The sequence below is a fragment of the Pseudomonas sp. Sample_16 genome (genome assembly GCF_004307665.1).
In the GTDB taxonomy this organism is placed as follows: domain Bacteria; phylum Pseudomonadota; class Gammaproteobacteria; order Pseudomonadales; family Pseudomonadaceae; genus Aquipseudomonas.
Genome location: NZ_RCOB01000027.1, coordinates 19,843 through 39,706 on the forward strand (window position 1 = coordinate 19,843; position 19,864 = coordinate 39,706).

Consider the following 19,864-nt stretch of genomic DNA (forward strand, 5'->3'; position numbering starts at 1 on the left):
CTATGCGCAAGTTGATGCTGACGGGAGGCCTGCTGATGCTGGCCGGTTGTGCCGGGTTCGGGTTACCTCACCATGATCCGACGCAGGCATGGATCGATCTGGAGTCGCATCAGGAAGACACGGCACTGCTGGCGATGGAGGTGGACAACAAGGCGGCCACCGACAAGCGTTACTTCGAGGTGCAGCCGGGCAGTCATGAGTTGACGGTTCGCTATCAGTTTCCGGTGCAGCCCACCAACATCGGCCCCGATGCCGAGCCGCTGTGGCGTGATTGTCAGATGAACGTGAAATTCAACGGTTTCAATGCCGGTGAGCGCTATCAACTGCAAGCGGGGAACATTGGCTTCCGCCCGTGGGCCAAACTTTACGATCAGCAGCGAAAAGTCATCGGTCAAGGCACACCGGCTGGCTGCCAACGCACCTGATCAGCGCTATCCTGAGTATCCAGACATCGGGATATTCATCATGCGCAGGTTATTGCTGTTACTGACCGCAAGTGCGGTGGCCGGTTGTTCGACACCGATGCCGGCAGCTAATCCGCAAATGGCGTGGGTCGATTTCTCTACGCCATTTCCCAACGACAAATTGTTGATGGCCGAGCGTCTGGACAACCAGCGATTGCGTGATGGACGTTTTTTCCAGGTCACCCCGGGTAGTCATGAGTTGACTGTTCGCTTCGATTTCGAAGTGCCGGGTGGAAGTTCGGACCTAATGGATGGTGGCACGGAACGGCTGTGCTACATGATCATCAAGTACGATCATTTCGAAGCCGGTCAGCGTTATCTGCTTCAGGCCCGCTCCATGGCGTTCACCCCGCAAGCACGCCTGTATAACGCCAAACATGAAATCGTTGCCGAAGAACGCCAGATCAACTGTGTTCCGTAGGGTCGGTCAGCGATCGTTCTTCTGGTAAATGATTTTCTTGGTGCCGTTCTCGCATGAGCCTACGACCATGTTCTGATCGTGCACTTCGTCGTTGGCCACGATCTCCAGGGTGTAGGACGTAACGCCACTTGCCTGGATCTTGGCTTCGATTTCGGCCTTGAGTTCTTCACAGGGCTTGGGTGCGGCAAAGGCCGATGTGGCCAACGCGCAACAGATAACCGCCAAGGCAAAACGTTTCATGGTTGAAGCTCCTTTTGAGGCAGCACGCATATCCGTGCGTTTGGGCTGCTGTCATTAATTCGACCACAGTTTTGCAAGCGTTGTTTGTTTCAAGGCAAAAAAGATCGCAGCCTTCGGCAGCTCCACAGATTCACGTTGACCCTGTAGGGGTTGCCTGAGGCTGCGATCTTTAATCAGTGTTCAACTGACCAGCGTGGCTTCCAGGGTGATCCTTGCATTCAGCACTTTGGAAACCGGGCATCCTTCCTTGGCCTTGTTGCTCAGCTCTTCGAACTGCGCCTGGCTGGCGCCGGGAATTTTCGCTTTGAGGATCAGTTTCACGGCCGTGATCGCAAAACCGCCATCCACCTGGTCCAGCGTGACTTCGGCATTGGTATCAATACTGTCAGCCTTGAGGCCCGCGTCGCCGAGAATCATGGAAAATGCCATGGAAAAACAACCCGCGTGGGCGGCGCCGATCAGCTCTTCAGGGTTGGTGCCCTTGCCGCCTTCGAAGCGCGCCTTGAAGCCGTAGGGCGCTTCCCGAAGTACACCGGTTTCCGTGGAAATCGAGCCGATGCCGGTTTTCAGATCACCTTCCCAATGGGCTGATGCTTTCTTGATGATCGCCATGCTTGTCTCCTCCAGGATTCGGCACGAAGCGTCGTGCCTATTTGGTTTGGTTTGTCAGGGTTCTGAGGATAGACCTTGGCGCAAAGTTCATCTCATCTGATCCGTCCGCTTTTTTTGTACGAATTTTCCCCGTGCTATTGAAACTCGGGTATATGCCCTCATTGCATGAAACACGCTTTTGGATTCGGCAGGTTTTCGTTCGCGAGAAAAACCTGCGCCCTCAATTGGAGTAGCAGGTTTATGAAACGACTGTCCGATATCAAGTTCTCGACCCTCGATCTGGTGCCCGTGCGGGAAAACGGCAGCGCAGCGCAATCGCTGCGCAATTCGCTGGACCTGGCGCAGCATGTGGAAAAATTCGGCTACCACCGTTTTTGGGTCGCCGAACATCACAACATGGATGGCATTGCCAGTTCCGCGACCTCGGTGCTGTTGGGTTATCTGGCGGGGGGCACATCGACCATCCGTGTCGGTTCGGGTGGGGTGATGCTGCCCAACCACGCGCCATTGGTGATTGCTGAACAATTCGGCACCTTGGAAAGCCTTTATCCGGGGCGGATCGACCTCGGCCTCGGACGTGCGCCGGGCTCGGATCAGATGACCGCCCGAGCCCTGCGTCGTGAACGTTCCGGCAGTGCCGATGATTTTCCGGAAGATGTTGCGGAACTGGCGCGTTACCTCGGCCCTCGCACGCCGGACCAGCGCGTCATCGCGATGCCGGGCACCGGTACGAATGTTCCGATCTGGCTGCTGGGGTCCAGCCTGTTCAGTGCGCAACTGGCGGGCGAAAGAGGATTGCCTTACGCCTTTGCGTCACATTTCGCACCGCGCTTCATGCACGAGGCGATTCGCGTCTACCGCAATCACTTCACACCTTCCGCGGTCCTGGACAAGCCCTACGTGATGCTCGGCGTACCGCTGGTGGCGGCTGACACCGATGAACAGGCGGACTATCTGGCCACCTCGGTGTTCCAGCGCATTCTCGCCCTGATGCGAGGCCAGAGCCTGGTCCAGCGCCCACCGGTGAAAACCATGGATGGCCTGTGGCTGCCCCATGAGCGAGAAGCGGTGAGCGATTTCCTCGGTCTGGCAATGATCGGCGGCCCGGAGAAAATCCGCGCCAGACTGGAAGTGTTGATCGAACAGACTCAGGCCGATGAGTTGATCTTTACCTGCGACCTGTATGAACATTCCGATCGTCTGCATTCCTACGAATTGTTGGCGCAAGTCATGAAAGGCTGATCTTCAGGCAGGCGTAAAAAGCCGACGTTTTGCGTCGGCTTTTTATTGTCTGAAGGAATCAGGCTATTTTTTGTAGACAATGACCTTGGTACCGCTTTCACAGGTGCCGACCACTTGCCCGCCGGCCTCGGTGCCTTTATCGACAATTTCCAGCGAATACCCGGAAACGCCCTTGGCATCCAGTTTTGCGGCGATTTCCGCTTTGAGCTCTTCGCATGACTTACCGGCGGCGAACACGGTGCCTGCAAGGCTCAATAATCCAATTGCCAAAATAAACTTCTTCATCAGTCGCATCCCCGGTCGGTTCAAAGGGGCGCCCAGCGTCGGCTGGACGCACTTATGTAGCGCTTTGCCATTCCCTATGGCAATCGGCCAGCGCGCAAGTTCAGAAGACGGGTCGACCCTCAGCTGCTGGCAATCCGGAATCCGACTTTCAGCGTCACCTGAAAGTGTGCAGCCTTGCCGTCCTGGATATGCCCACGGGTTTCGGTCACTTCAAACCATTCCATGTGTTTGATGCTTTTGGCCGCTTCAGCCAGGGCGTTGTTGATCGCATCTTCAATGCTGCTGGTGGATGAGCCAACCAATTCGACTTTCTTGTAGGTGTGATGGTCAGACATGGGGTTCTCCTTTTGGGTGTGAAGTACAGCCTAGCAGTGAATTTGTGTCTTACTTCTGTCGCTCGATCCGACATGGAAGTTCAGATTTACTGCACTTTCTCGAACCGCTGAAGTCCCAACCAACACACGCCACTCATCAACAATGCAGGAGAGCCACCATGGCCAACAGCTCGTTACGTAAAGCCTCATTGCAAAGCATGGAAGCGGAGATCGAGAGTCTGCTCAAATCCTTGGAAAACCTGAAGGAAGACGCCTCGGACGAGTCGCGTAAAACCCTCAAGGTGCTCAAAGGCAACGCCGAGAACGCATTGCGGCATTCGCGCCATCTGCTCGCCGATGCCTATGAAGAGGTCAAGGTCAAAACCCGTGAGACAGGTATTGCAACCCGGGACTACGCCCAGGAACACCCTTGGACTACAGCGGGTGTTGCCGTCGGTGCACTGGGCCTGTTGGCGGCTTACTTGCTATGCAAACGCGGTGACTGATCCGTCTGGCGCAACTCATTCTTGAGCCAATGCGCCAGTTGCCGGGCGCGCCCGTCCGCGGCGCGCTTGGGTAGCCACAGCGCCAGATGTGCCGGGGTTTCGCTGAAACCCCATGGCGCTACCAAACGGCCGGCCTTCAAATCTTCAGCCACCAGCGGCTCCGGGGCAATCGCCACACCCAGCCCGGCCACGGCCGCTTCCAGCAAGTAATACAAATGTTCGAAACCCTGTCCGTACTTCAACGCCTTGGCGTCGAGGCCGCTTTGTTGCACCCAGCTGGGCCAGGCCTGCGGCCGGGAAGTGGTGTGCAGCAACGATTCATTGAGCAACGCGCTGGGCGGTGCCGTTTTCAGGCGCTCGAAGCCGGCGAACCGCGGGCTCATGACCGGGCCGATCCGCTCGCTGGTCAGTTCAAAGACCTGCATGTCCGCAGGCCAGGGCGGCTCGGCAAAAACCAGCAAGGCATCCAGGCCCGGGCGACGCGGATCGAGATCGCCTTCCCCGGCAGACAGGTGCAAACGCAGGTCAGGCAAGTCGGCATTCAATCGACCCAGGCGCGGAATGAACCAGCGTGCCAGGAGGCTCCCCGAACAACCCAGCACAAATGGCGCATCCGCCGTGCTTTGCGTGAGCTCGGCGCAAACCGTACGCAAGCGTTCGAAAGCTTCAGCACTGGCGTCGCGTAGCCGCATTCCGGCATCTGTGAGTTTAAGGCCACGGCCATCCTTGACGAAAAGGCTGACGCCGAGGTGTTCTTCCAGCACCTTGAGCTGACGGCTGACTGCGCCGTGAGTTACGTGCAACTGCTCCGCTGCCTGACTGACACTGTTCAGCCGGGCGGTTGCCTCGAAGGCGCGCAGGGCATTGAGCGGGGGGAGGTCGTGGCTCATTTTATCTGTGAGTTTTCCTGACAGGTTATGGCGATCTTATCGGTTTTCAGTCGAGGACGTCAGGGGTAGAGTGGACCCCACTGTCTCTTTATGCCCCATTCACGCATTCAACTGGAGCGCCCAAATGACCCAGACCAATCTGCGCAACGGCCCTGATGCCAACGGCCTGTTTGGCGCGTTCGGCGGCCGTTACGTTGCCGAAACCCTGATGCCGTTGATCCTCGATCTGGCCCGCGAATACGAAGTGGCCAAGGAAGATCCGGCATTCAAAGAAGAATTGGCCTACTTCCAGCGCGATTACGTCGGTCGTCCAAGTCCTCTGTATTTCGCCGAACGCCTGACCGAGTTCTGCGGCGGTGCGAAGATTTACCTCAAGCGTGAAGAGCTGAACCACACCGGCGCGCACAAGATCAACAATTGCATCGGCCAGATCCTGCTGGCGCGGCGCATGGGCAAGAAACGCATCATCGCCGAAACCGGCGCTGGCATGCATGGTGTGGCGACTGCCACCGTGGCCGCGCGTTTTGGTCTCGATTGCGTGATCTACATGGGTACCACTGACATCGAACGTCAGCAGGCCAACGTATTTCGCATGAAGCTGCTGGGCGCCGAGGTGATTCCAGTCGTGGCCGGCACCGGCACTCTCAAGGACGCGATGAACGAAGCCTTGCGTGACTGGGTGACCAACGTCGACAGCACCTTCTACCTGATCGGCACCGTAGCCGGTCCGCACCCGTATCCAGCGATGGTTCGCGACTTCCAGGCCGTCATCGGCAAGGAAACCCGTGATCAACTGCAAGCCCAGGAAGGCCGTCTGCCGGACAGCCTGGTGGCGTGCATCGGCGGCGGCTCCAACGCCATGGGCTTGTTCCATCCGTTCCTCGACGACAAGAGCGTTGAAATCATCGGTGTTGAAGCAGCCGGTTATGGCATTGAAACCGGCAAGCACGCAGCCAGCCTCAATGGTGGTGTACCCGGCGTGCTGCATGGTAACCGCACCTTCCTGCTGCAGGACGAAGATGGCCAGATCATCGATGCCCACTCGATTTCCGCCGGCCTCGACTATCCGGGTATTGGTCCGGAACACGCCTGGTTGCATGACATCGGCCGCGTTCAGTACACCTCGGTGACTGATGACGAAGCCCTTGCGGCGTTCCATCAATGCTGCCGTCTGGAAGGGATCATTCCTGCCCTGGAAAGCGCCCATGCCCTGGCTGAAGTGTTCAAGCGCGCCCCGAACCTGCCGAAGGATCACCTGATGGTCGTCAACCTGTCCGGCCGTGGCGACAAAGACATGCAAACCGTGATGCACCACATGGACCAATCCAAGCAGGAGAAACACTGATGAGCCGCCTGCAAACACGTTTTGCCGAACTCAAGGAACAGAACCGTGCCGCGCTGGTGACCTTCGTCACCGCTGGCGACCCGAGCTACGACACCTCGTTGGCCATCCTCAAAGGCTTGCCGGCAGCCGGCGCTGACGTGATCGAATTGGGCATGCCCTTCACCGATCCGATGGCCGACGGCCCAGCGATCCAGCTCGCCAACATCCGTGCCCTGGGTGCCAGGCAGAACCTGGCGAAAACCCTGGAAATGGTTCGTGAATTCCGCAAGGACAACAACGAAACCCCGCTGGTGCTGATGGGCTACTTCAACCCCATCCACATGTACGGCGTGCCACGTTTCATCGCCGAAGCGAAAGAGGCCGGCGTCGATGGCTTGATCGTGGTCGACATGCCGCCTGAGCATAACGGCGAACTGTGCGACCCGGCGCAGGCTGCCGGCATCGACTTCATCCGCCTGACCACGCCGACCACCGATGACGTGCGTTTGCCAACGGTGCTCAATGGCAGCTCCGGCTTCGTGTACTACGTGTCCGTGGCCGGTGTGACCGGTGCTGGCGCCGCAACGCTGGAACATGTCGAAGAAGCGGTCGCTCGCCTGCGCCGTCATACCGATCTGCCGATCAGTATCGGTTTTGGCATTCGCACACCAGAACAAGCGGCGGCCATCGCGCGTCTGGCCGATGGTGTGGTGGTGGGGTCGGCGTTGATCGATCACATCGCCAATGCCACTACACCGGACCAGGCAATCGATGGTGTATTGAGCCTGTGCTCGGCGCTGGCCGACGGCGTGCGCCAGGCACGCGTCAGCTGAGGGTGATTTCCCCGACGTACGGGAATCAACAAAAAGGCTTCAGAACTCGGTTCTGAAGCCTTTTTTTGTTGCGCGTCAGGGGAGGGGAAAGGCCTATATCAAGGCAACTCCAGCCCACCCGACGCCTTGTGCAATTTACGCAGATGCTCGCCAATTTGTTTCACGTTAGCCTCGTTGGCAGCCATTTCGGCTGCTCGGGACGGTTCGAGCAGCGCCCGTACTTCCTTGTCCAGATCCCCGGTCAAGGCTTGAAGCTGCTTTTGCCGCAGGCTGCTTTCCGACTCCAGGCGCTGCCATTCATTCGGCTGCGGCAAGCCGTATCCTCCGCTGCCGAGCAATTCGGCCGGTCGACTGAGGAAGCCGCTGTTATCGAGAATCTGCCTCAGCGTTGCATTAGCCTTGTCCATCCCGCCGTTTTTCAATTCTCGAGCGCCCAGGTAACGCTGTTTGACTTCGTCCTGAGCCAGCAACAACTGGCGCCGGAAGCTTGCTTGCTCGAGCAACAGAAGGGCCGCGCTGGTGCGCAGATCTGCCTGTTCGAACCACGTGCGGCGCTCTTCGGCCTTCAAGTCCAGCCAGTCTTCGACGGTTTCCTGTTTGACCGGCAGGCTTTTTTTCAGCACATCAAACATCGCTTGATAGCGATCCCGGAACGAGTCGAACCGATAGCCCAGGCGCAGTGCTTCGCGGGGATCGTCCAGCACACTGGTGTCCGCCAGCCCGCGCCCTTTCAGCACTTCCAGCAGGCCGTTGGGCATGATGTTGTCCAGAGCAACCAGTTTTGAATTGTTAGTGCCACTGCGCAGTAACTTCAGCTCCTCTACGGCGCAATTGTTGGAGAGGAAAAAGTAGTTGCCGTCGTAACTCCAGTGCATCTCGGCGGCGCGCTCAACCACACCTTCGATCTCGCTGCGCGAAAGGTCCAGCGGTACGGATGCCAGGCTGCGCAATTCAGTCTTGGTGTACTCGTCAATGACTTGAGCCAGCGGTAATACAAACAGACGTGACGGATATTTACCCACCAGACCGTCCCAGCTCGACAGCTGCACGTCGCCGACAAAGGCCCGATATGACAGCACCAGATGCTGGTCCAGATCCAACCGACAATCCGGCCCGCGTGGGCGTCCCGGTGCGCAGATCACCAGGCGCAACATGCTGTGGCCCCATCGACTGACCCAGTTCTGGTTAGCCTCGGCCAGCAAATAGTCGACGGCATAAACTCGCTCTGGATCGACCTGGCCCAGCGGGGTTTTGGCAAAATCATTGCCGGCATTCAGGAAAGCGAAGGTTTTACCGCAGTCGCTCTTGGCGGTGGGTGCCCATCCAAAGTGCTCTTTGTAATAGCGGTACAGCGCCGGACGACGGCAGGCATAACTCGGGTCAAGCAGGAAATACTCCATGTTGACCGCGACGAATTCCTTAGGGCTGCTGGTCTCGTAGATGTCCGGGCTGCGGGCAATCTGGCGGTTGTGCTGTTCACGCTCACCACGACGACCCACGTATTGCGGCCAACCGGCGAGATCAAGCAAGCGCGGATCGTCGCTGAGGGTAAAGCGGCGGCCAGACTGGCCTCGGCATTCATCTGGAATACCGACCAGCCCTGCGCTGCTGTCCTGGCGGGTACAGCGCTGAATCAGCGAGCGCTGCGCCTGTGGCCACAAACGCGAGCGATCATAAATGTGGGTCAGTTCGTGCAGAACCGTGGCCAGCATTTCCCGACGCACTGTGCCGTGAGGACGATAGGTTTTCTTGGTGGCTGCGCTGCCATCGGTGAGGCTGGCCAGCAGATTGCGGTTCAAATCGAGCTCAGAAACCGGGGACGCCTGGCCGTAGGCGTTGGCGGGCATGTCATCGGTCCAGCCGACGTCAATTCGACGGTCGAGTTGCTTGATGAAATGCGGCGGCAATGCCTGCATGGCTTCATCCAGCAATGCCTGGCTGGCCTGCTGCTGTGCGGGGCTCAGGCCTTCGGTCTTGAGATGCAGTTCGAGGTCGGCGTGGGCCATGTTGCCGAGCAGCAACATGACCCCGGCCAACAGCCAGGTGACTGGAGACCTCACAGTGCGAGGATGGCTTCAGCGAGATCCTGATCACTGGCGTCTCGGGCTTCCGGAACGCGGGTGCGCAACAAACTGAAAGCCGATTCCAGGTGCGCACCACGGATGTCTCCGTTACTGGCGACAAAGCTGGCGGCATCGTCTTGAGCTTCGCGGACGATTTTCGAGTCGCGAATGGACGTTGTTGTATCAGACGTGAAATCGAGTGTGCGCTGGGTCGCGCGGATAAGGATGTTACTGGTGGCAACCAGGGTATGGGCCTGTGCCACATCGGCCAACAACAGCAGGCCGAGGGTGGCGGCAATCAGCGGGTTACGCATGGAACGACTCCGGAGAAACTTGGGATAACTATTGGACGAGAATTGCCTGTGCCAGTTCAAGGTCGCTTGCATGAAGTTTTGGCTGGGTCCGGCGCAGGTAAGACAGGGCCGATTCCAGTTGTGCGCCTCTGAGTTGGCCATCACTGGCGATGAACGCCGCGGCATCATCCCGGGCGGCGAGCAGCAGTTTATGGTCGAAGGGCGCGGAGGTCACCATGCTTGTGGCGTAACCGCTGGCTACGGTGCCTTGCGTGGACAGGTTGAAGGCATCGAAAGCCTGGGCCGCGCCTGAGTAGGTGGCCGCAAAAAACAGTGAAGGGATTAACAGATATGAAAAAAAACGCATGAGACTCGACAGTTGAAAGTGAGTCTCAAGGCTAGCGCAAGGCCCGGTCTAGAGCCAGCGTCGAAATATCGGGACACGTCTGACGTGTCCCTCTTCAAAGCAGTCGCTTAGATCGTCAGGATCGCCTGTGCCAGTTGTGCGTCTGTCGCGTTGAGTTGTGGCGCCTGATGGCGAATGTGGTCGAGAGCGCTTTCCAGTTTTACGCCACGGATGGCGCCTTCACTGGCAACGAAGCTGGCAGCGTCGTCACGGGCCGCGAGTACAATTTTGTCGTCTCTAAAAGAAGACGTGACGTCGGAGGTCGCGTCCGATGTGGCCTTGAGTGCACCAACGACGGCATCGGTGGTCACGATGAAGCTGGTGGCGTGGGAATTGGCAGCCACGGCAAGCAGGGCTGCAGCGCTAAGCAGACGAAGACGGGACATGGTGTAACTCCTTTTGATGGGCAATTTTAAGGTGGCGCTCTGTGCGGAGTCTGACGCCAGACGCTTGGCATTCGCCACTTATTGGTTTGATATTAGGCCTGTGCGCAACGATTCGCACAGTGTCGTTTGTTCGGGCCGGGATATTGGCTGATTTGCGTGACGCTGATCAGGTTCTCTGAAGACGTGAAATGCCAAAATTGTACTGGTTAGAATATCAATACTTAAAACTGTACCTATTTGAATCAGATGGCCGAAATTCTGGCTCCAAAACGACGAAACCCGTCGTGGTTTCCCACGACGGGTTTCGTTTTTTCAATTCGGGTTGCTGGCGATGGACCATCAGGTCAGGGCCAGCGACGCTAACTTAGCGCCAGAACGGCTTGCTCAGCTCTTCGTAGCGTTGTGCTTCGCTAATCCCGGCATCAGCCAGCAGACGCGAATCCAGACGAGCCAGTTGATGGCGGCTGGAGATGCGGCGCTGCCACAGCATCAGGTTGGCGATAACGCGCAGAGGCATGGAAGCCTGGGTTTTTGCAGCAGTGTCTTCGAAGAACAGTTCGGAACTGAGTGTACGTTCCATGATTGACATCCTTCCGCTTGTGGCGGGATTAGGTAGTGGTTTAACTGGTGCCCATGATCCTCTCTCTTGCCTAGCCACTGTAGATACAGTTCATCTGTATTGTGAGGGCTCAGTTAACTGTTTATAGGCGGTGTACTGGTCTAAATTGAGGCAACTGTACTTGTCTGCGCCATTATGGTGCATTTTCGGCCATTAAGACTTGATGAGTAGGCTATAGCTGTAGGAAAAGACCGGTACAGCAGTACAGTTTTTGTAAGTAAAGCGTCTTGCAATTGCCCGCTGACGAAACTGTGTTTGCGTCAGCGGCAATCTGTACCAATTAACTGGCGATCATTCGCCCGGTTTCTTCCAGGTTCATGTGCCAGCTCAGGGCATCACGCAGGATATGCGGGGTATGTCCGCCCACTGCGCAAGCCTTTTCAAAATAATCGCTGAGGGCCTGGCGGTAATCCGGGTGTACGCAGTTGTCGATGATCACCCGCGCCCGCTCGCGGGGCGCCAGGCCGCGCAGATCGGCCAAACCGATTTCGGTGACCAGGATGTCGACGTCATGCTCGGTGTGGTCGACATGGCTGACCATCGGCACCACGCTGGAAATCGCGCCGCCCTTGGCAATCGACTTGGTCACGAAGATCGCCAGGTGCGCATTGCGTGCAAAGTCACCCGAACCGCCAATCCCATTCATCATCCGCGTGCCGCAGACGTGGGTGGAGTTGACGTTGCCATAGATGTCGAACTCAAGCGCCGTGTTGATACCGATGATCCCGAGGCGACGTACCACTTCGGGGTGATTGGAGATCTCCTGAGGGCGCAGCACCAGTTTGTCCTTGTAGCGCTCCAGGTTGCCGAACACGTCAGCATTGCGGCGGCTGGAGAGGGTGATGGAGCTTCCCGAAGCAAAGCTCAGCTTGCCCGCGTCGATCAGGTCGAACGTCGAGTCCTGCAGCACTTCGGAATACATCGTCAGGTCTTCGAAAGGCGAGTCGATCAGGCCGCACATCACCGAGTTGGCGATGGTACCGATCCCGGCCTGCAGCGGCCCGAGCTTATTGGTCATGCGCCCGGCGTCCACTTCCTGCTTGAAGAAGTCGATCAAGTGATCGGCAATGGCTTGGGTGTCGGCGTCGGGTGGCAGCACGGTGGATGGTGAGTCCGGTTGCTGGGTGATGACGATCGCCACAATCTTTTCCGGCGGGATCGGGATTGCGCTGCTGCCAATGCGATCGTCGACCTTGACCAGTGGGATCGGCGTGCGGGTCGGACGATAGGTCGGAATATAGATGTCGTGCAGACCTTCGAGATTCGGGTTGTGTGCCAGGTTGATCTCGACGATCACGTGTTTGGCGAAAATCGCGAAGCTGGCCGAGTTACCCACCGATGTAGTCGGCACGATATGGCCTTGCTCGGTGATGGCCACGGCTTCGATCACCGCGATATCTGGCAACTTGAGCTGTTGATTGCGCAGTTGCTCGACGGTTTCCGAAAGGTGTTGATCGATGAACATCACCTCGCCTGCGTTAATCGCCTTGCGCAAGGTGCTGTCCACCTGGAACGGCATGCGGCGTGACAGCACGCCGGCTTCGGTGAGTTGCTTGTCGAGGTCGTTGCCCAGACTGGCGCCGGTCATCAGGCTGATCTTCAGCGGCGTGACCTTGGCTCGCTCCGCCAGTGCGTGGGGTACGGCCTTGGCTTCGCCGGCGCGGGTGAAGCCGCTCATGCCAACGGTCATGCCGTCCTGAATCAGAGCGGCGGCGTCGGCAGCGCTCATCACTTTGTCCAACAACGATGGCAGGCGAATACGGTCACGGTACATGGATTGTTATCTCGGGCAACGGGTATCAGGATGCGCAGTCTAGTTAATTTCGCTAGCCGCTGTCCCGCTACCAAGGTCGCAAACGAGGCGTCTATTTCGGGGCTTTCAAGCAAAACACCGTTACCGGATCGGTAACAAAGACGTCGATTGTCCGACGCTTTGCACAAACAAAAACGCCCCGACGAGTCGGGGCGTTTCAGTCGTGCCGAGAGATTTATTCGACGGCTTTAACCATGTCTTCGATGACTTTCTTGGCGTCGCCGAACACCATCATGGTCTTGTCCAGGTAGAACAGTTCGTTGTCCAGACCGGCATAGCCGCTGGCCATCGAGCGCTTGTTGACGATGATGGTCTTGGCCTTGAACGCTTCGAGAATCGGCATGCCGGCAATCGGCGATTTCGGATCGTTCTTGGCGGCCGGGTTGACCACGTCGTTCGCGCCGAGTACCAGCACCACGTCTGCCTGGCCGAACTCGGAGTTGATGTCTTCCATCTCGAACACCTGGTCGTAAGGCACTTCGGCCTCGGCCAGCAACACGTTCATGTGGCCCGGCATACGACCTGCAACCGGGTGGATCGCGTACTTCACGGTCACGCCGCGGTGGGTCAGCTTCTCGGTCAGTTCCTTCAATGCATGCTGCGCCCGCGCTACCGCCAGGCCGTAGCCCGGGACGATGATCACGGTGTCGGCGTTGGTCAGCAGGAAGGTCGCGTCATCAGCCGAACCGGATTTCACCGGGCGGGCTTCCTTCGCGCCTGCAGGACCTGCATCGGCTGTATTGCCGAAACCGCCGAGCAATACATTAAAGAAGGAGCGGTTCATCGCCTTGCACATGATGTACGAGAGGATCGCACCGCTTGAGCCCACCAGCGAACCGGCGATGATCAGCATCGAGTTGTTCAGCGAGAAACCAATGCCCGCCGCTGCCCAGCCGGAATAGCTGTTGAGCATCGACACCACTACCGGCATGTCGGCGCCACCGATCGGGATGATGATCAGCACACCCATGACGAAGGCCAGAGCCAGCATCACGGCGAAGGCAGTCAGGTTGCCCGTCAGCATGTAGGTCACGCCCAGTGCCAGCGTGGCTACACCCAACAGCAGGTTCAGTTTGTGCTGACCGCTGAACTGTACCGGTGCGCCTTGGAACAGGCGGAACTTGTACTTGCCCGACAGTTTGCCGAACGCGATCACCGAACCGGAGAAAGTGATTGCACCAATGGCCGCGCCCAGGAACAGCTCCAGGCGGTTACCCGCCGGAATGGCGTCGCCGAGTTGCTTGACGATGCCCAGCGATTGAGGTTCGACCACCGCCGCAATGGCAATGAACACCGCTGCCAGGCCAATCATGCTGTGCATGAAAGCGACCAGCTCAGGCATTTTGGTCATTTCAACGCGTTTGGCCATGATCGAACCGGCGGTACCGCCGATCAACAGGCCGACGATCACGTAGACGATGCCGTCGTGGGCCAGTTCGGAACCCAATTTGTAGATCAGGCCGACCGTCGTCAGGACTGCCAGACCCATGCCGAGCATGCCGAACAGGTTGCCGCGACGCGAGGTCGTTGGATGCGAGAGGCCCTTGAGCGCCTGGATGAAGCAGACCGAGGCGATCAGGTACAGGGAAGTAACGAGGTTCATGCTCATGCTTGCTGCACCTCAGCCTTGACTGCTTCGGCCTTGGCTGCCGGAGCTTTTGCTGGCGCCGCTTTTTTCTTGAACATTTCCAGCATGCGACGGGTGACCAGGAAGCCACCGAACACATTGACCGCCGCCAGGGCTACGGCCAGGGTGCCCATGGTTTTGCCCAGGGGCGTGACGGTCAACGCGGCAGCGAGCATGGCGCCGACGATCACAATTGCCGAGATAGCGTTGGTCACCGCCATCAGGGGCGTGTGAAGCGCAGGTGTCACGTTCCAGACCACGTGATAACCGACATAAATCGCCAGCACGAAGATGATCAGGTTGTAGATACCGTCAGAGATCAGCATGTCTTCCATTGTTTTTATCCTCAGCCGTTCTTGCGCACGATCTGGCCGTCGCGGCACATCAGGCACGCGGCGACGATATCGTCTTCGAGGTTGATCACCAGTTGTCCTTCTTTATCGAACAACAGTTTCATGAAGTCCAGCAGGTTGCGCGCGTACAGCGCCGAAGCGTCGGCTGCCACCGCGCCGGCCAGGTTGGTAGGGCCGACAATGGTCACGCCATTTTCGACCACCACCTGATCGGCTACGGTCAGCGGGCAGTTACCGCCCTGAGCTGCCGCAAGGTCGACGACCACCGAACCCGGTTTCATCTGTGCCACGGTTTCCGCGCTCAGCAGCGTCGGTGCCTTGCGTCCTGGAATCAGCGCTGTGGTGATAACGATGTCAGCCTGTTTGGCGCGTTCGTGCACGGCTGCGGCCTGGCGCTGCATCCAGCTGGCGGGCATGGGGCGTGCGTAACCGCCGACACCAACGGCGCATTCGCGCTCTTCATCGGTCTCGTAAGGCACGTCGACGAACTTGGCGCCGAGAGATTCGATCTGCTCCTTGACTGCAGGACGCACGTCAGACGCCTCGATCACTGCTCCCAGGCGTTTTGCCGTGGCAATCGCCTGCAACCCGGCCACACCGGCACCGAGAATCAGAACGCGCGCCGCTTTCACGGTGCCGGCAGCGGTCATCAGCATTGGCATGAAGCGCGGATAGTAATGAGCTGCCAACAACACCGCCTTGTAGCCGGCAATGTTGGCTTGCGATGACAGCACATCCAGGCTCTGAGCGCGGGACGTGCGGGGCGCGGCTTCCAGTGCGAATGCGGTAATGCCGCATTCGGCCATCTTGGCGATGGTTTCGTTGCTGAACGGATTGAGCATGCCCACCACAATGGTGCCGCTCTTGATCAGTGCGAGTTCGCTGTCGCTGGGGGCGACTACCTTAAGAATCAGCTCTGCGCCAAACACATCGCTGGCGCTGCCAATGCTTGCGCCCGCTGCTTCATAGGCACTGTCGACAACACTGGCGTTAATGCCGGCGCCGCTTTGTACAGTGACCTTATGACCTTGGCCGATCAGCTTCTTGATGGTTTCCGGGGTTGCAGCAACCCGTGTTTCACCGGTCTGGGTTTCGAGAGGAACACCAATGTGCACGTCAAATCTCCTGCGTGATCTTATTGAGTAAACCCATGCACTACGGATGGTGCGGCTGGGGCGGCCGATCAGCACGACCCCGCCAAATCAGGACGGGGCGCGGCATTTTGCAGGCGAACTTTGTGCCCTTCAAGGGATTATGACGGGTGACGGAAAATTAACTACAAGTCACCCCGTGACCGAATGTCGCAACCAACCGGCTCAATCCCTTGCAGGCCGTGCCTTGTAAGGATTCTGGCGCAAATTCAGGAAATTGGACATCGGCCGTATGAATGATGCGGCATCGGCCCTCAATAGTGGCGCAAAGCCGCGTCTTCAGGCGCTTGTGGGACGTTTGTACTGCTTTACCAAACAGTTTGTGTTTAAGCGACATATCCGTATATCTGTAGGGTTTTTGATTAACTGACTACGAAGTCAACAAGGCGATCCGGGCCTTTATTCTTCTAGGCTATAGCTGTGCGCCTGCGTGACCAGCCAATCTCGAAAAGCCCTTAAAGATGCCGATTCGACCTTTCGCTCAGGAATCATCAAGTAATACGCCTTGATACTGGAGAGCGCCTGAGGGTTGGCGATGACCAGGCGTTTCTCTGTCAATTCGCGTTGAATCAGGAATGGCGGAATCAATGCTATGCCCATGTCGTGCATCGCCGCCTGGGCGAGCATTGAGAATAGCTCGTAGCGCGGGCCTGTCATGTCTCGAGGGATGTTCAGATGCTGGGAGTTGAACCACTGACGCCAGGCATACGGCCGGGTGGTTTGTTGCAGGAGAGGGAGTTCTGCGATTTCTTCGGGGGAAAGGATGGTTTTCTTTCCGAGTAGGCCGGGGCTGCAAACGGGCATGGGATTTTCGCCCATCAAGCGGTGGGATTCCGTGCCCGACCAATCCGCGTCGCCAAAGTAAATCGCGGCATCGAAGTCCGTGTCGGCAAACAGGAATGGCCGCGTCCGGTTGGTCAGGTTGACCGTCACTTCGGGATGTTTGTGTTGGAAGTCTTTGAGTCGCGGCAGTAACCACTGGGTGCCGAAAGTCGGTACCACGGCCAGCTCGATTACGTTGGCGCCCTGCTGGCCCATCACCGACAAAGTGTCGCGCTCGACTGCGTCGAGTTGAGTGGCAACCCGACGGCTGTAGGAAAGCCCGGCTTCAGTCAGCTTTACACCGCGCCGTGAGCGTCGAAAGAGTTCCACATTCAGGAACTCTTCCAGGCTGGCGATCTGTCGACAGATTGCACCTTGGGTCAGCGAAAGCTCCTCGGCTGCTTTGGTAAAGCTTTCGTGTCGCGCTGCCGCTTCAAAGCTTATCAGGGCGGTTGTGCTGGGTATCTTTCTGCGCATGTACGTCAACCTCACTAATACATCGCCTTAAATGCATTGCGCGACGTTTCGGAGTGAGAAATTAGCACAACAGTATGCGAAATCCTCGTTTGCCGTGACGCCGAACCCGGCCTAGGATCAGTCCACGTTATTTGACCTGTTTCGAGAGGACACACTCATGGCCGGTAAAGCTAGCTTCAACTGGATCGATCCCCTGCTGCTGGATCAACAGCTCACCGAAGAAGAGCGCATGATTCGCGACACCGCTGCGCAGTTCGCTCAGCAGAAGCTCGCGCCGCGGGTTCTCGAAGCTTTCCGCCATGAAAAGACCGATCCGGCGATCTTTCGCGAGATGGGGGAGGTGGGCCTGTTGGGTGCCACCATTCCTGAGCAATACGGTGGCAGTGGCCTGAACTACGTCAGCTATGGCCTGATTGCCCGTGAAGTCGAGCGTGTCGATTCGGGCTACCGCTCGATGATGAGTGTGCAATCCTCGCTGGTGATGGTGCCGATCAACGAATTCGGTACCGAAGCTCAAAAGCAGAAATACCTGCCGAAACTGGCTTCCGGCGAATGGATCGGCTGCTTCGGTCTGACGGAGCCTAACCACGGTTCCGACCCGGGCGCGATGATTACTCGTGCGCGTAAAGTGGAAGGCGGCTACAGCTTGACCGGTAGCAAGATGTGGATCACCAACAGCCCGATCGCTGACGTTTTTGTCGTTTGGGGCAAGGACGATGCGGGTGATATCCGCGGATTCGTTCTGGAGAAAGGCTGGAAGGGCCTTAGCGCACCGGCTATTCACGGCAAGGTCGGCCTGCGTGCATCGATCACCGGTGAAATCGTGATGGACAACGTATTCGTGCCGGAAGAGAACATTTTCCCGGATGTCCGAGGCTTGAAAGGACCGTTCACCTGTCTGAACTCCGCTCGGTACGGTATTTCCTGGGGTGCGCTGGGTGCTGCCGAGTTCTGCTGGCACACCGCTCGCCAATACACGCTGGATCGTCAGCAGTTCGGTCGCCCGTTGGCTGCGACTCAGCTGATCCAGAAGAAGCTGGCCGACATGCAGACCGAAATCACCATGGCGTTGCAGGGCTGCCTGCGCTTGGGTCGTATGAAGGACGAAGGTACTGCGGCAGTCGAAATCACTTCGATGATGAAGCGTAACTCCTGCGGCAAGTCGCTGGACATTGCGCGCATGGCCCGTGACATGTTGGGTGGCAACGGTATCTCTGATGAGTTCGGCGTTGCTCGTCACCTGGTCAACCTGGAAGTGGTGAATACCTATGAAGGTACACACGACGTCCACGCGCTGATTCTTGGTCGCGCGCAGACCGGCATCCAGGCGTTTTATTAATAGGAGAACGACCATGGGCGCGCTTTCACATCTACGGGTACTGGATTTGTCGCGGGTATTGGCCGGGCCGTGGGCCGGGCAGATCCTCGCCGACCTTGGCGCCGAAGTGATCAAGGTCGAGCGCCCTGGCAACGGTGACGACACGCGCGCCTGGGGGCCGCCCTTCCTTAAGGACGCTTATGGCGAGAACACCAGCGAGGCCGCTTATTATCTGTCGGCCAATCGCAACAAGCAGTCGGTCACCATCGACTTCACGCGCCCTGAAGGTCAGAAGCTGGTGCGTGATCTGGCGGCCAAATCAGACATCCTGATCGAGAACTTCAAGGTGGGTGGTCTGGCCGCTTATGGGCTGGACTACGAAGCACTAAGGTCGATTAACCCGAATCTGATCTATTGCTCGATTACCGGGTTTGGTCAGACCGGGCCGTATGCCAAGCGTGCTGGCTACGATTTCATGATCCAGGGGCTCGGCGGGCTCATGAGTCTGACGGGTCGACCTGAGGGTGAGGAAGGCGCCGGGCCGGTTAAAGTGGGCGTTGCGCTGACGGACATCCTGACAGGGCTCTATTCGACCGTGGCAATCCTCGCAGCGCTTGCGCATCGGGATCATGATGGTGGCGGACAGCATATCGATATGGCGCTGCTCGATGTTCAGGTGGCGTGCCTGGCTAACCAGGCGATGAATTACCTGACTACGGGTAATGCGCCGAAACGCCTGGGCAATGCGCATCCGAACATCGTGCCTTATCAGGACTTTCCTACTGCTGACGGCGACTTCATCCTCACCGTGGGCAATGACGGACAGTTCCGAAAGTTCGCTGAAGTGGCTGGGCAACCCCAGTGGGCAGACGATCCTCGTTTCGCAACCAACAAGCAGCGGGTGGCCAACCGAGCGGTGCTGATTCCACTGATCCGCCAGGCGACGGTGTTCAAAACTACCGCTGAGTGGGTGGCTGAGCTCGAACGGGCTGGCGTGCCCTGCGGGCCGATCAACGATCTGGCGCAAATGTTTGCCGATCCGCAGGTCAAGGCGCGAGGGCTGGCTATTGAATTGCCGCATGCGCTGGCTGGCATGGTGCCTCAGGTAGCAAGTCCTATTCGTTTGTCCGAAACGCCGGTGGAGTACCGCCAAGCGCCGCCATTGTTGGGTGAGCATACGCTGGAAGTGCTGCAGCGAGTGCTGGGGCTGGATGCGGGTGTGGTGGCTGCGTTGAAGGACGCAGGTGTGCTCTGAAGGCGCCTTCTATATAGAAGGCGCGGGTTTTGTGTGTGCAGGTGCGCTGTTTTCTTGCCTTTCGTAAGTTATTGATAGAAAAACCAAATCAACGCTTGACGGCAGATCTCAGGTGTCTATAATTCGCCCCACTTCCGGCGCAGTCGAAAC

General features: G+C 58.0%; 23 protein-coding genes. 8 read left to right on the top strand and 15 right to left on the bottom strand.

From position 1 onward, the window contains the following. The first annotated feature begins 2 nt into the window (after positions 1 to 2). Both D8U69_RS03665 and D8U69_RS03670 read left to right on the top strand, forming a co-directional pair. Positions 3 to 425 (top strand): hypothetical protein, encoded by a 423-nt coding sequence (locus D8U69_RS03665; RefSeq protein ID WP_056854472.1) that lies wholly within the window; start codon positions 3 to 5, stop codon positions 423 to 425. 40 nt (positions 426 to 465) lie between these two features. Further along, positions 466 to 885 carry a hypothetical protein gene (locus D8U69_RS03670; protein ID WP_056854473.1) on the top strand — a complete coding sequence of 140 codons (420 nt, stop codon included), beginning with the start codon at positions 466 to 468 and terminating at the stop codon, positions 883 to 885. A gap of 6 nt (positions 886 to 891) precedes the next feature. On the opposite strand, the gene D8U69_RS03675 is transcribed toward D8U69_RS03670, so the two are convergent. Then, positions 892 to 1,125, bottom strand: coding sequence for a DUF1161 domain-containing protein (locus D8U69_RS03675; RefSeq protein ID WP_056854474.1), 234 nt, complete (start codon positions 1,123 to 1,125; stop codon positions 892 to 894). Between the two features lie 180 nt (positions 1,126 to 1,305). Continuing rightward, positions 1,306 to 1,737 (bottom strand): OsmC family protein, encoded by a 432-nt coding sequence (locus D8U69_RS03680; protein ID WP_056854475.1) that lies wholly within the window; start codon positions 1,735 to 1,737, stop codon positions 1,306 to 1,308. A 240-nt stretch (positions 1,738 to 1,977) separates the two neighbouring features. On the opposite strand from D8U69_RS03680, the gene D8U69_RS03685 reads away from it, so the two are divergent. Beyond that, entirely contained in the window at positions 1,978 to 2,979 is a 1,002-nt protein-coding gene (locus D8U69_RS03685; RefSeq protein WP_130905141.1) for an LLM class flavin-dependent oxidoreductase, read from the top strand. 63 nt (positions 2,980 to 3,042) lie between these two features. Here the strand turns inward: D8U69_RS03685 and D8U69_RS03690 are convergent, their stop codons facing one another. Continuing rightward, positions 3,043 to 3,264 carry a DUF1161 domain-containing protein gene (locus D8U69_RS03690; protein ID WP_056854493.1) on the bottom strand — a complete coding sequence of 74 codons (222 nt, stop codon included), beginning with the start codon at positions 3,262 to 3,264 and terminating at the stop codon, positions 3,043 to 3,045. Positions 3,265 to 3,383: 119 nt separating this feature from the next. Then, the gene (locus D8U69_RS03695) at positions 3,384 to 3,599 is read right to left on the bottom strand and encodes a dodecin (RefSeq protein WP_056854477.1); all 216 of its coding nucleotides are present in this window, start codon (positions 3,597 to 3,599) and stop codon (positions 3,384 to 3,386) included. Between the two features lie 158 nt (positions 3,600 to 3,757). On the opposite strand from D8U69_RS03695, the gene D8U69_RS03700 reads away from it, so the two are divergent. Then, a complete protein-coding gene (locus D8U69_RS03700) occupies positions 3,758 to 4,084 on the top strand; it encodes a DUF883 family protein (RefSeq protein WP_056854478.1) in 327 nt (108 codons plus the stop codon). Here the strand turns inward: D8U69_RS03700 and D8U69_RS03705 are convergent. Continuing rightward, positions 4,057 to 4,974 carry a LysR family transcriptional regulator gene (locus tag D8U69_RS03705; protein ID WP_130905142.1) on the bottom strand — a complete coding sequence of 306 codons (918 nt, stop codon included), beginning with the start codon at positions 4,972 to 4,974 and terminating at the stop codon, positions 4,057 to 4,059. The two genes, D8U69_RS03700 and D8U69_RS03705, sit on opposite strands and share 28 nt — an antisense overlap. Before the next feature lie 124 nt (positions 4,975 to 5,098). Between D8U69_RS03705 and trpB the strand changes: the two genes are divergently transcribed. Together trpB and trpA are read left to right on the top strand one after the other, a co-directional pair. After that, a complete protein-coding gene (gene trpB, locus D8U69_RS03710; protein ID WP_130906705.1) occupies positions 5,099 to 6,319 on the top strand; it encodes a tryptophan synthase subunit beta in 1,221 nt (406 codons plus the stop codon). After that, positions 6,319 to 7,131, top strand: a complete 813-nt coding sequence (gene trpA, locus D8U69_RS03715) for a tryptophan synthase subunit alpha (protein ID WP_130906706.1) — start codon at positions 6,319 to 6,321, stop codon at positions 7,129 to 7,131. The genes trpB and trpA overlap by 1 nt, the downstream gene beginning before the upstream one ends. Positions 7,132 to 7,229: 98 nt before the next feature. On the opposite strand, the gene D8U69_RS03720 is transcribed toward trpA, so the two are convergent. From D8U69_RS03720 to D8U69_RS03765, 10 genes are all read right to left on the bottom strand, one after another. Beyond that, entirely contained in the window at positions 7,230 to 9,191 is a 1,962-nt protein-coding gene (locus D8U69_RS03720; protein WP_056854482.1) for a DUF4105 domain-containing protein, read from the bottom strand. Continuing rightward, positions 9,188 to 9,508, bottom strand: a complete 321-nt coding sequence (locus D8U69_RS03725; RefSeq protein ID WP_056854483.1) for a DUF2388 domain-containing protein — start codon at positions 9,506 to 9,508, stop codon at positions 9,188 to 9,190. Before D8U69_RS03725 ends, D8U69_RS03720 begins: the two co-directional genes overlap by 4 nt. 28 nt (positions 9,509 to 9,536) lie before the next feature. Continuing rightward, on the bottom strand, positions 9,537 to 9,854 hold the full coding sequence (locus D8U69_RS03730) for a DUF2388 domain-containing protein (RefSeq protein WP_056854484.1): 318 nt from the start codon (positions 9,852 to 9,854) through the stop codon (positions 9,537 to 9,539). A gap of 107 nt (positions 9,855 to 9,961) precedes the next feature. Next, positions 9,962 to 10,279: a DUF2388 domain-containing protein gene (locus D8U69_RS03735; protein WP_056854485.1), complete on the bottom strand. Its 318-nt coding sequence runs from the start codon at positions 10,277 to 10,279 to the stop codon at positions 9,962 to 9,964. A 364-nt stretch (positions 10,280 to 10,643) separates the two neighbouring features. Further along, positions 10,644 to 10,859, bottom strand: a complete 216-nt coding sequence (locus D8U69_RS03740; RefSeq protein ID WP_007902752.1) for a DUF1127 domain-containing protein — start codon at positions 10,857 to 10,859, stop codon at positions 10,644 to 10,646. 319 nt (positions 10,860 to 11,178) lie between these two features. Further along, complete coding sequence (locus tag D8U69_RS03745) at positions 11,179 to 12,672, bottom strand: acetyl-CoA hydrolase/transferase family protein (RefSeq protein ID WP_056854486.1); 1,494 nt, start codon at positions 12,670 to 12,672, stop codon at positions 11,179 to 11,181. A gap of 214 nt (positions 12,673 to 12,886) precedes the next feature. Next, the gene (locus D8U69_RS03750) at positions 12,887 to 14,320 is read right to left on the bottom strand and encodes an NAD(P)(+) transhydrogenase (Re/Si-specific) subunit beta (protein ID WP_056854487.1); all 1,434 of its coding nucleotides are present in this window, start codon (positions 14,318 to 14,320) and stop codon (positions 12,887 to 12,889) included. Next, positions 14,317 to 14,673 (bottom strand): NAD(P) transhydrogenase subunit alpha, encoded by a 357-nt coding sequence (locus D8U69_RS03755; RefSeq protein WP_056854488.1) that lies wholly within the window; start codon positions 14,671 to 14,673, stop codon positions 14,317 to 14,319. Before D8U69_RS03755 ends, D8U69_RS03750 begins: the two co-directional genes overlap by 4 nt. 11 nt (positions 14,674 to 14,684) lie before the next feature. Further along, complete coding sequence (locus D8U69_RS03760) at positions 14,685 to 15,806, bottom strand: Re/Si-specific NAD(P)(+) transhydrogenase subunit alpha (RefSeq protein ID WP_056854489.1); 1,122 nt, start codon at positions 15,804 to 15,806, stop codon at positions 14,685 to 14,687. Positions 15,807 to 16,241: 435 nt separating this feature from the next. Further along, positions 16,242 to 17,141: a LysR family transcriptional regulator gene (locus D8U69_RS03765; protein WP_130906707.1), complete on the bottom strand. Its 900-nt coding sequence runs from the start codon at positions 17,139 to 17,141 to the stop codon at positions 16,242 to 16,244. Positions 17,142 to 17,298: 157 nt separating this feature from the next. Here D8U69_RS03765 and D8U69_RS03770 point away from each other — a divergent pair, with 157 nt between their 5' ends. Then, positions 17,299 to 18,480, top strand: a complete 1,182-nt coding sequence (locus D8U69_RS03770) for an acyl-CoA dehydrogenase (protein ID WP_130905144.1) — start codon at positions 17,299 to 17,301, stop codon at positions 18,478 to 18,480. Between the two features lie 13 nt (positions 18,481 to 18,493). Continuing rightward, positions 18,494 to 19,714 (top strand): CaiB/BaiF CoA-transferase family protein, encoded by a 1,221-nt coding sequence (locus tag D8U69_RS03775; RefSeq protein ID WP_056854491.1) that lies wholly within the window; start codon positions 18,494 to 18,496, stop codon positions 19,712 to 19,714. Positions 19,715 to 19,864: the final 150 nt, after the last annotated feature.

What these genes read in the sequence shown, in the direction of transcription:
- D8U69_RS03675 (WP_056854474.1), bottom strand. Translation starts at nt 1,125, where the DNA reads ATGAAACGTTTTGCCTTGGCGGTTATCTGTTGCGCGTTGGCCACATCG.
- D8U69_RS03735 (WP_056854485.1), bottom strand. Translation starts at nt 10,279, where the DNA reads ATGTCCCGTCTTCGTCTGCTTAGCGCTGCAGCCCTGCTTGCCGTGGCT.
- D8U69_RS03725 (WP_056854483.1), bottom strand. Translation starts at nt 9,508, where the DNA reads ATGCGTAACCCGCTGATTGCCGCCACCCTCGGCCTGCTGTTGTTGGCC.
- D8U69_RS03685 (WP_130905141.1), top strand. Translation starts at nt 1,978, where the DNA reads ATGAAACGACTGTCCGATATCAAGTTCTCGACCCTCGATCTGGTGCCC.
- D8U69_RS03745 (WP_056854486.1), bottom strand. Translation starts at nt 12,672, where the DNA reads ATGTACCGTGACCGTATTCGCCTGCCATCGTTGTTGGACAAAGTGATG.
- D8U69_RS03770 (WP_130905144.1), top strand. Translation starts at nt 17,299, where the DNA reads ATGGCCGGTAAAGCTAGCTTCAACTGGATCGATCCCCTGCTGCTGGAT.
- D8U69_RS03775 (WP_056854491.1), top strand. Translation starts at nt 18,494, where the DNA reads ATGGGCGCGCTTTCACATCTACGGGTACTGGATTTGTCGCGGGTATTG.
- D8U69_RS03690 (WP_056854493.1), bottom strand. Translation starts at nt 3,264, where the DNA reads ATGAAGAAGTTTATTTTGGCAATTGGATTATTGAGCCTTGCAGGCACC.
- D8U69_RS03680 (WP_056854475.1), bottom strand. Translation starts at nt 1,737, where the DNA reads ATGGCGATCATCAAGAAAGCATCAGCCCATTGGGAAGGTGATCTGAAA.
- D8U69_RS03750 (WP_056854487.1), bottom strand. Translation starts at nt 14,320, where the DNA reads ATGAGCATGAACCTCGTTACTTCCCTGTACCTGATCGCCTCGGTCTGC.
- D8U69_RS03695 (WP_056854477.1), bottom strand. Translation starts at nt 3,599, where the DNA reads ATGTCTGACCATCACACCTACAAGAAAGTCGAATTGGTTGGCTCATCC.
- D8U69_RS03755 (WP_056854488.1), bottom strand. Translation starts at nt 14,673, where the DNA reads ATGGAAGACATGCTGATCTCTGACGGTATCTACAACCTGATCATCTTC.
- trpB (WP_130906705.1), top strand. Translation starts at nt 5,099, where the DNA reads ATGACCCAGACCAATCTGCGCAACGGCCCTGATGCCAACGGCCTGTTT.
- trpA (WP_130906706.1), top strand. Translation starts at nt 6,319, where the DNA reads ATGAGCCGCCTGCAAACACGTTTTGCCGAACTCAAGGAACAGAACCGT.
- D8U69_RS03665 (WP_056854472.1), top strand. Translation starts at nt 3, where the DNA reads ATGCGCAAGTTGATGCTGACGGGAGGCCTGCTGATGCTGGCCGGTTGT.
- D8U69_RS03730 (WP_056854484.1), bottom strand. Translation starts at nt 9,854, where the DNA reads ATGCGTTTTTTTTCATATCTGTTAATCCCTTCACTGTTTTTTGCGGCC.
- D8U69_RS03765 (WP_130906707.1), bottom strand. Translation starts at nt 17,141, where the DNA reads ATGCGCAGAAAGATACCCAGCACAACCGCCCTGATAAGCTTTGAAGCG.
- D8U69_RS03700 (WP_056854478.1), top strand. Translation starts at nt 3,758, where the DNA reads ATGGCCAACAGCTCGTTACGTAAAGCCTCATTGCAAAGCATGGAAGCG.
- D8U69_RS03705 (WP_130905142.1), bottom strand. Translation starts at nt 4,974, where the DNA reads ATGAGCCACGACCTCCCCCCGCTCAATGCCCTGCGCGCCTTCGAGGCA.
- D8U69_RS03670 (WP_056854473.1), top strand. Translation starts at nt 466, where the DNA reads ATGCGCAGGTTATTGCTGTTACTGACCGCAAGTGCGGTGGCCGGTTGT.
- D8U69_RS03740 (WP_007902752.1), bottom strand. Translation starts at nt 10,859, where the DNA reads ATGGAACGTACACTCAGTTCCGAACTGTTCTTCGAAGACACTGCTGCA.